General features: G+C 61.8%; 5 protein-coding genes and 5 pseudogenes. All 10 read right to left on the bottom strand.

Features of this window, described 5'->3' with window-relative positions; all coding sequences use genetic code 11:
* Window positions 1-422: pseudogene (locus JFT80_RS00875) on the bottom strand (urea ABC transporter permease subunit UrtC); the annotation flags it as partial.
* Window positions 422-1,924: an urea ABC transporter permease subunit UrtB gene (gene urtB, locus JFT80_RS00880; RefSeq protein WP_201146604.1), complete on the bottom strand. Its 1,503-nt coding sequence runs from the start codon at window positions 1,922-1,924 to the stop codon at window positions 422-424. The gene urtB and the pseudogene JFT80_RS00875, both read right to left, overlap by 1 nt.
* A gap of 156 nt (window positions 1,925-2,080) precedes the next feature.
* Entirely contained in the window at window positions 2,081-3,346 is a 1,266-nt protein-coding gene (gene urtA, locus JFT80_RS00885; protein ID WP_201146605.1) for an urea ABC transporter substrate-binding protein, read from the bottom strand.
* Window positions 3,347-3,669: 323 nt separating this feature from the next.
* Window positions 3,670-5,046: a PepSY domain-containing protein gene (locus JFT80_RS00890; RefSeq protein WP_201146606.1), complete on the bottom strand. Its 1,377-nt coding sequence runs from the start codon at window positions 5,044-5,046 to the stop codon at window positions 3,670-3,672.
* Between the two features lie 138 nt (window positions 5,047-5,184).
* Window positions 5,185-7,305 carry a TonB-dependent copper receptor gene (locus JFT80_RS00895; RefSeq protein ID WP_201146607.1) on the bottom strand — a complete coding sequence of 707 codons (2,121 nt, stop codon included), beginning with the start codon at window positions 7,303-7,305 and terminating at the stop codon, window positions 5,185-5,187.
* A 189-nt stretch (window positions 7,306-7,494) separates the two neighbouring features.
* Window positions 7,495-7,941 (bottom strand): annotated as a pseudogene (locus JFT80_RS00900) (DUF2946 domain-containing protein).
* A 21-nt stretch (window positions 7,942-7,962) separates the two neighbouring features.
* Window positions 7,963-8,446 (bottom strand): annotated as a pseudogene (locus tag JFT80_RS00905) (copper chaperone PCu(A)C).
* A gap of 48 nt (window positions 8,447-8,494) precedes the next feature.
* The gene (locus tag JFT80_RS00910; RefSeq protein ID WP_201146608.1) at window positions 8,495-8,893 is read right to left on the bottom strand and encodes a DUF2946 domain-containing protein; all 399 of its coding nucleotides are present in this window, start codon (window positions 8,891-8,893) and stop codon (window positions 8,495-8,497) included.
* 95 nt (window positions 8,894-8,988) lie between these two features.
* Window positions 8,989-9,090: pseudogene (locus JFT80_RS23665) on the bottom strand (transcriptional regulator); the annotation flags it as partial.
* Window positions 9,091-9,173: 83 nt separating this feature from the next.
* Window positions 9,174-9,539: pseudogene (locus JFT80_RS00915) on the bottom strand (precorrin-6A/cobalt-precorrin-6A reductase); the annotation flags it as partial.

Genomic DNA, 9,539 nt, shown 5'->3' on the forward strand with positions numbered 1-9,539 from the left:
CGGAACGGCACAATGAAGCACCACCAGGCACATGGCCCAGAGAAACTGCTGGTGCCGGCCCAGTACCATGGCAACTCGGTCCACGACAGGAAGGTCATGAATGCTGGCAAACCATCACCGGCTGCCTGACGCATCAGGTACATGCCCATCGCATAACCGCCGAGGGCAAAGAACAGTCCGTGACCGAGGGACAGCAGACCGGCGTAACCCCAGACCAGATCCAGCGCCAGGGCGACGATGGCGTAGCACAGGATTTTGCCGACCAGCGTCAGCGTGTACGCCGAGACGTGCAGCGCACTCTCCGGCGACAACAGTGACAGCAAGGGCAGGGCGATCAGCAGGGCGAGAACCACCGCGCCGACCGCCATGGTGATTTTCGGCCCGGCCTTTTGCGTGGCCGTGACTAACAGAGGCTGGTTCATCAGTCGATCACCCGTCCTTTCAGTGCGAAGAGGCCTTGCGGACGTTTCTGGATAAACAGAATGATCAGCGCGAGGATCAGGATCTTGCCGAGCACCGCACCGATCTGCGGCTCGAGAATCTTGTTGGCGATACCGAGGCCAAACGCCGCGAGCACGCTGCCCGCCAGTTGCCCGACGCCGCCGAGCACCACCACCAGAAACGAGTCGATGATGTAGCTCTGGCCAAGATCCGGGCCGACGTTACCGATCTGGCTCAGCGCCACACCGCCGAGGCCGGCGATACCGGAGCCGAGCCCGAACGCGAGCATGTCGACGCGACCGGTCGGCACTCCACAGCAGGCGGCCATGTTGCGATTTTGCGTGACGGCGCGCACGTTCAACCCCAGGCGCGTCTTGTTCAGCAGCAGCCAGGTCAGCACGACCACGAACAGCGCAAACGCGATGATGACGATGCGGTTGTAGGGCAGCACCAGGTTCGGCAGCACCTGAATGCCGCCTGACAACCAGGCCGGGTTGGCCACCTCGACGTTCTGTGCGCCAAACACCAGCCGCACCAACTGGATCAGCATCAGGCTGATGCCCCAGGTGGCGAGCAGGGTTTCCAGTGGGCGCCCATAGAGGTGGCGGATCACTGTGCGCTCCAGTGCCATGCCGATTGCGGCGGTGACAAAAAACGCCACCGGCAGGGCAATCAGCGGGTAGAACTCGATGGCTTGCGGGGCGTAGCGCTGGAACATCAGCTGCACCACATAGGTCGAGTACGCGCCGAGCATCAGCATCTCGCCGTGGGCCATGTTGATCACCCCGAGCAGGCCGAAGGTAATCGCCAGGCCGAGGGCGGCAAGCAGCAGAATCGAGCCCAGGGACATGCCGCTGAACGCCTGGCCGAGGACCTCGCCGATCAGCAGTTTGCGTTTCACTTGGGCCAGGCTGGTTTCGGCGGCGGTACGCACCCCGGCGTCGGCCTCGACGCCCGGTTCCAGCAGGCTTTCAAGGCGGGTGCGGGCCAGCGGGTCGCCGGTTTCCCCGAGCAGGCGCACGGCCGCGAGGCGCACGGCCGGGTCCGTGTCGACCAGTTGCAGATTGGCCAGGGCCAGGCTCAGCGCGGCGTGGACGTTTTCATCTTTTTCACCGGCGAGTTGCTGGTCGAGGAATTTCAGCTGCGCGGGTTTCGCGCTTTTCTGCAATTGCTGCGCGGCAGTCAGACGGATTTTGGCGTCGGCGGCGAGCAATTGGTGGCTGGCCATGGCGGTGTCGATCAGACCCCGCAGGCGATTGTTCAGGCGCAGGGTTTTGGCTTGGCCATCGACAGTCAGTTCGCCTTGTTGCAGGGCGTTGATCAGTTCGATACGGGCCGGATCGGGCTGCGCGGCCCAGGCTTCGAGCAGTTTGGCCTGTTGCACGGGATTGGCCGCGACGAAGTCTTCGGCATCGCCGGCAAAAGTGGCCATCGGCAGCAACAGCGCGATGGCCAGGATCAAGCGATAAAGGGCGGTGGGCATAGAGAGTCGCCTTGCGCGGACATTGTGGGAGCGAGCCTGCTCGCGAATGCGGTGTGTCAGGCACATAGATGTTGAATGTGCCGACGCCTTCGCGAGCAGGCTCGCTCCCACAGGGATTAGTGTCGGGCCCGAGTGCGGGCCCCGACGTCCAATGGCTTAGTTGCTCTTCACCGCATAGTCCGGCTTCTTGTCGTTACCCGAAATGAACGGGCTCCACGGCTGGGCACGGATCGGGCCTTCGGTCTGCCAGACCACGTTGAACTGACCGTCCGCCTGAATTTCGCCGATCATCACCGGCTTGTGCAGGTGGTGGTTGGTCTTGTCCATGGTCAGCGTGTAGCCCGACGGTGCGGCAAAGGTCTGGCCGGCGAGGGCTTCGCGGACTTTGTCGACGTCTGTCGACTTGGCTTTCTCGACCGCTTGCGCCCACATGTGGATGCCGACATACGTGGCTTCCATCGGGTCGTTGGTCACGGCTTTGTCAGCGCCCGGCAGGTTGTGTTTCTTCGCGTAGGCTTTCCAGTCAGCGACGAATTTTTTGTTCTGTGGGTTCTCCACTGACTCAAAGTAGTTCCACGCCGCGAGGTTGCCCACCAGCGGTTTGGTGTCGATGCCGCGCAGTTCTTCTTCACCCACCGAGAACGCCACGACCGGAACGTCAGTGGCTTTCAGGCCTTGGTTGGCCAGCTCTTTATAGAACGGCACGTTGGAGTCGCCGTTGACGGTGGAGATAACGGCTGTCTTGCCGCCGGCCGAGAATTTCTTGATGTTGGCGACGATGGTTTGGTAGTCGCTGTGGCCGAACGGGGTGTAGACCTCTTCGATGTCCTTGTCGGCCACACCTTTGGAGTGCAGGAACGAGCGCAAAATCTTGTTGGTGGTGCGTGGGTAGACGTAGTCGGTGCCGAGCAGGAAGTAGCGCTTGGCGCTGCCACCTTCTTCGCTCATCAGGTATTCAACCGCCGGGATCGCTTGCTGGTTCGGCGCGGCGCCGGTGTAAAAGACGTTCGGCGACATCTCTTCGCCTTCGTATTGCACCGGGTAGAACAGCAGGCCGTTGAGTTCTTCGAACACCGGCAGCACCGATTTACGCGACACCGACGTCCAGCAGCCGAACACCACGGCAACCTTGTCCTGAGTCAGCAACTGCCGGCCCTTCTCCGCGAACAGCGGCCAGTTCGACGCCGGGTCGACTACCACCGGTTCGAGCATCTTGCCGTTCACACCGCCCTTGGCGTTGATCTCGTCGATGGTCATCAGCGCCATGTCTTTGAGCGACGTTTCGGAGATCGCCATGGTGCCGGACAACGAGTGCAGAATCCCGACCTTGATGGTCTCGGCGGCCTGGATAGTCCAGGTCATGCCCATTGCGGCGATGCTTGCCGTGAGTGTGAAAGCCTTGATCAAGCTACGACGCTTCATTGTGCAATCTCCATGAACGTTAGATATTTTTCTTGGTTGGCAGATGCGGGCTATTGAAGAGTCTTTAGCAAGGGCTGTGCCTGGTCGGCATAAGGCAGGAAAGTGTCGGTTTAGACAGGCTGCGTGCCTGGGCGGCGCACCAGGAAGGGTCGAGGTCGGGGCGTTGGTGCGCCGGGGTGCGCCACAACAGGGCAGGAGCGCCGCCCCTGGCTGTAGGAGCGAGCGCGCCCGCGATGGACGTCAACGATAACGCTGGTTTCTGTCTGACCGCAGCGTCACGACGTTGATCGCAAGCGAGCCCGCTCCGGCAGAGGAAGCCGGATTCAGGAAGTAGAAGCCGATTCAGGCTGCCGGTTGAATCGCGAAAACAGCACACGGTCCAAAACCCAGACCACGACCAACGAGGCCCCCACCAAGGGAAATGCCACCGCCAGTGCGAGCATGATGACCATCGCGGTTTTCCATTTCGGCAGGTCGTGGCGCAGCGGTGGCACGCCGAGCTTGCCTTGCGGGCGACGTTTCCACCAGATCACCACGCCACTGACCGCGCTCAGCAGAATCATCAGGCAGATCAGCAGCACGATAATCTGATTGATGACCCCGAACATCTTGCCTTCATGCAACATCACGCCGACTTCCGTGGCGCGGGCGACATTGCCGTAGTCTTCCCAGCGCACATCCGCGAGCACCTTGCCGGTGTATTGATCGACATGCAGGGTGGCATCGTTGCGCGGGTCGTCGGCGAACACGGCGATGGTGAACACGCCGGTGGCGGTGGTCGGCAGGGTGATGCTGTAGCCCGGTTCAACCTTGCGCTGCGTAGCGATGTTCTGCGCGTCTTGCAGGCTGATGCCGGGCGCCGCAGGGCCTGCGTTGGCGCCGCCGTGGGCCATGTGTTCGGCATGGTCGCCGGACATCGGCATCGGCGTGTTTTCCATCGCCCAGGGCACGGTCTGGCGGGTGGCGCTGTTGAGGCTGCGGGCCTCGACGTCGGAGGTCGGCACGTTGTCCCACATCGCCGCCGGGAATACGTTCCACACCTGGGCATATTGCTTGCCCCAGAATCCGGTCCAGGTCATGCCACTGAGCAACATGACCAGCAGCAATGTCGCGCCCCAGAACCCGGTGACGGCGTGCAGATCACGCCATAACACGCGCCCGCGACTGTTCAGGCGTGGCCACAGAATCCCCGCCGCCTGGCCGCGCGGCCACCACAGGAACAACCCGGACACCACCAGCACCACGCCCCAACCGGCGGCCATTTCGATGAGGCGGTCACCGACGGTGCCGATCATCAATTCACCGTGGATGGCGCGGGCGATGGCTTGCAGGTTTTGCTTGGCATCCTGCTCGCCGAGGATGTCGCCGTGGTACGGTTCGATGAACACATTCAGTTCGTGACCGGCGTTGGCTACGACAAATTGTGCACTGCGTTCGGCGTTCACTGGCGGCAGATATTGCTTCACCTGGCCTTGTGGGTAGGCGCTTTTCACCCGTTGCAACAAGTCGTCGGCCGGAATGGTGTGATGACCGGCCGGAACGTTGAGCAGGCTGCTGTACATCAGCGAATCGAGCTGCGGTTTGAACAGGTAAATGATGCCGGTCAGGGCCAGCATGACCATGAACGGGGCGACGAACAGGCCGGCGTAAAAATGCCAACGCCAGGCCAGGTTGTAGAAATTCGGTTTGGGCTTTTGCATCACGTTTGCTCCGCTTGGCGAATCGATTGTCCCGTAAAAAGATCGCAGCCTCGTTTCACTCGACAGCTCCTACGCCGCTCCTACAGGGTGCATGCGATGCAGGAGCTGGCGTAGCCTGCGATCTTTTGACTTTTCTTGTTAGAAACTCATATCAATCTTGGTCCAGAGCGTTCGCCCCGGTTCCTTGATGGCTTGCGGGTCGTTGGCCGGGTAACCGAAGCCCGCGTTGCCGGCCAGGTTCAGGTGCTCGGCGTAAGCCTTGCCGAACAGGTTGTCCACGCCTGTGCTGACCTTCCAGTGCTGGTTGATCCGGTAGGCGCCATTGAGCGAGAACACCCCGAAACCTGCGGTCTTGTCGAAGTCCTTGCCGACCACGTTGCCCTTGTTGCGGTCGATACGGTCTTGCGCGGCGACCACTCTCCACAGTGCCCCGGCGCTCCAGTTGTCCTCGCTGTAAGTCAGACCGAAACGCGCGTCCAGCGGCGGCATTTGCGGCAGGGCCTTGCCGTCGCTGCTGTTCTTGCCCCAGGCGTAGGCCAGGGTTGCATCGGCTTTCCAGTTCTCGCTCAGGTTGTAAGCGGCACCGAGTTCGCCGCCCATGATCCGTGCGTCGATGTTCTCGGCACGCGAGGTGCTCATGCCCATCATCGTCGGCGTGTAGTCGAACAGAATGTAATCGCGCACCACGCCGATGTAGCCCGAGGCCCAGGCTTCGAGGTCAGCGCTCTTGTAGTTCACGCCGAAATCGAACTGCGTGGTTTTTTCCGGCTTGATCGAATCGAACGCGTTGACCGAACCGACCGGGCCGGATTTGGGCGAAAACAGTTCCCAGTAATCCGGGAAGCGCTGCGCGTGACCGAGGCCTGCATAGAGAGTGGTCGGGCTGTCTGCCAGGTCATGCTCGTAGCGGATGAAGCCGCTGGGCAGGGTGTCGGCGCGGGTGTCGTTGGCGGTCGGGTTGGGGCGGGTCATCATCCCCGAGCCGGTGGTCTGGCGAACATCCCTGGCCGAGGCGCGATCCAGGCGGGCGCCGCTGATGAGCCGGTCACGGTCGGCGGCGTACCAGGTCATTTCGCTGAACACGCCATAGTTATGGAAGTCGGCGTCCTTGGTATACGGCTGATCCTTGTAGGTGTCGATGCCCATGCCGCTGCGCTGGCGGTGTTCGTTTGTCTGCGCATCGAGGCCGGTGATCAACTGAATGTCGGCCCAGCGCCAGGTGGCTTTGATGCGTGCGCCAAGGGTACGGCGATCGACGTTCGAGGCCATCGGCCCAGCCATCATGCCGGTGCCGGAGGGTGTGCGCAGGGTGTAGTTGTCCATCACGTGGTCGGCGTAGTTGTAGTAAACCTGCGCCTCGAGTTTCTCCAGCACATCGTTGATGTTGGACTTCTCCAGGCGCAGGCCGAGGCTTTCGCGCAGGAACTGCGAACCGTCCATGCCACGCCCGGCATAGCGTGCTTCGCCGTCGCCCTTGCCGGCGGTGAGTTCGATCAAGGTGTCGGCGTCCGGGGTCCAGCCAATCGCGACGTCGCCGTTCCACTTGTCGTAGCGCGAGGCGACGATGTCGTTGTTGCCGTCGCGGTAATCATCCGAATGTGCGGTGTTGCCGATCACTCGCACGTAGCCCAATGGCCCGCCAGCTGCGGCGTCGACGACCTTGTCGAAGCGACCGTGGGAACCGGCCAGAATGCTCGCGTTGACCCGCGTACCGAGTTCGCCAAAGCTTTCCGGCTCACGGTCGAACAGCACGGTGCCGGCGGATGCGCCGGGGCCCCAGAGCACGGTTTGCGGGCCTTTGATCACGGTGAGCTTGTCGTAGGTTTCTGGCGAAATGTAGGAGGTGGGTGCGTCCATTCGGCCAGGGCAGGCGCCGAGCATCACGCCGCCGTTGGTGAGGATGTTCAGGCGTGAACCGAACATGCCACGCAGCACGGGATCGCCGTTGGTGCCGCCATTGCGCACCAGGGCAAAGCCCGGAATGGTCTTCAGATAATCACCGCCATCGCTGGCCGGCACCGGTTGGCGCGGGTCCTTGGGGTTGGTGACGATGGTCAATGGCGAGCTCGGCGCGATGCCGGTAATCACCGTCGGACTCATCTCTTCAACGTGGCCGGCGTGCTCATCGGCTTGCGCCAGGGGCACGAGCAAAGCGCCGCAAAGGATCGCGGTGGCGTGTCTGAACCGGACGTTGGTCGGGTTCAGGGCGAAAGAAACCTGGGCGGCGCTCAGGCGTGTGTCTGCAGAAAACATGGACATGAAAATTTCCGTCGAACAGTCGTAAACGACACGGCTGGCAGCCAAAGCTCGAATCAACTGTGGGAGCAGGCGTGCTCGCGAAGAGGAATGTCAGCCACATGGATGTCATCTGGCACAACGCTTTCGCGAGCAGCCCCGCTCCCACAGGCGCCTTTGCTGTCCTATAGCCGTGTGGGTTTGGGCAGGTGTTTACGCGACGGAAGGGGGCGCGCGGGTGCGGGCGCCGGGGAAGAAGGTTGGCCGGGCATGACCCAGGCGTGTGGCGGGTGTGGTGAAAGTGTTGGTCTTGGGGGTGTCAAAGGCCGCGAAAGAGTGGCCGCCCGTCAGTGCCGGGCAATTGAACAACAGGCTGCAGTAGCCGCATCGTTCCCACAGCGCGTGATGATCGGTTTTCGGCGGACAGTGCTCAGCGTCGACCTGCGCGCCATGTTCGGCGTGTCTTCATCGTCGACATGTCCATGCTCATGCTCGTGGACATGTCCATGGACATCGGGCGCGCTGATCCATCGGCATCGACTGAGAAATCAGTGGGCCGATGAAGATCATCAACATGGCGAACAGGGCGACCCAGCTGCCGCGAGTCAGGTGTTCAGCCTGACGACGTTGCACGGACGGCCTGGCGCTCAACGGGCGCATGGGCGACGTCAACCGGATCGGTTATTGCGCGTGAGCGTGTTCCGGCATGTCGTGCGGCGGTTTCTTCTGCACCGCGACGTCGACGGTGACATCACCGGCCTTCTCGAAATGCATCGTCAGCGGGAAGTGCTTGCCATCGCTGAGCAGGCTGCGATCGGTGGGGTTGAGCAGCATTACGTGATAAGCCATCGGCGCGAACGTTACCTCGCCGCCGGCAGGAATTTCGACGCTCGGCACTTGCTGCATCTTCATCAGATCGCCCTGCATCACGTGCTCATGCAGTTCGGCTTTGCCGGCGATCGGGCGAGTCGACGCTGAGCAAGCTGTCTGCGCTGTCGCCTGTGTTGTGAATCACGAAATACGCGGCCACGGTCGGTGCATTGGGTGGCAGCTCCATGTGACCAGGGGTGAGCGACTTCCAGTTCGCCCGGCCTTGTAATCGTGGGCATTGGCAAGAGCACGCAGGCAACAGCAAGCGCGGCCAGACGATGAGTTTGTTCAACATGGCGGTTCTCCAGAACGATTCAAAACGCAGGTCAATTGCGGGAACAAATCAAACCAGAGGGGAGGCGCGAGGATTGAGACTTGGCCATTGCTGGCGCGGGGTGGGCGTCTGAAGCGAGATCGGCGCGACGCTGCGATTGCTTTCGTAGCGGGCGAAATACAGCTGCGGCGAATGCCCCGGCAGCGCAACCAGCGGCGCTGAACCCGAGCAACACCAGCAATGCTGCATGTTGGAATGAGTGTCGTCGGCCGGGGCTTTTTGATCGGTGGTGCCGATGTTGATAGCCACCATCTTCGTGCCGCTGGAGGAGCAGAAACTGCCCCAGAGCAACTGATCGGCCGGCGATTTAGCCGACTGCGCCATCGCCCCGCTCATCGGCATGGCGAGCATGTTGAACAGCACTGCAAAGCAGGCGATCCAGGCAATTGCGAGCCGTTGTCGGGACATGGGGACAATCCGGTAGGATGGGCGATCAGGCGCGGCTATTTAGCCTGATCAGGGCCGATAAGTAAAAGCCCGCCTGCGGTCTGGTGTCGCAGCAGTCAGGGCGCAGTGGCATGCAAGCGCAGGCCCAAGGCTTTCATAACCTTCATGATAGTCGCGAATTGCAGATTGCCAGCGTTGCTCAATGCCGAACTATAAGATTTGCGCGAGCGGCTGGATATACGGCTTTTTCCGAAAACCTGGTCGGCAAAATCACGAGTTTCGAAAGAGTGCAGGAGACATCCTAGGACGACAGGGCCGCCAAGACCTGCATCACCGACTCAAACTCCCTGTCCACCACCGGCAACACCGGTCTTTTTCAACACCAGCACCGGCACCCCACGCTCCCGCGCCACTTCCAGCTTCGGCTCGGTGGCGGTGCTGCCGCTGTTCTTGCTGATCAGCACGTCGATCTGCCGGCGCTCGAACAGTTGGCGTTCGTCGTCGATGAGGAAGGGCCCGCGGGCGCCGATCACTTCGCAGCGTTCGTTGCCGGGGTAGACGTCCAGTGCACGCAGCGTCCAGAACTGTTCGCGCGGGATTTCGTGCAGGTGTTGCAAAGGCTCGCGGCCGAGGGTGAACAGCGGGCGTCTGAAGGGGTGCAGGGCGC

Origin of the sequence: Pseudomonas sp. TH10 (genome assembly GCF_016651255.1) — a bacterium.
In the GTDB taxonomy this organism is placed as follows: Bacteria; Pseudomonadota; Gammaproteobacteria; order Pseudomonadales; family Pseudomonadaceae; genus Aquipseudomonas.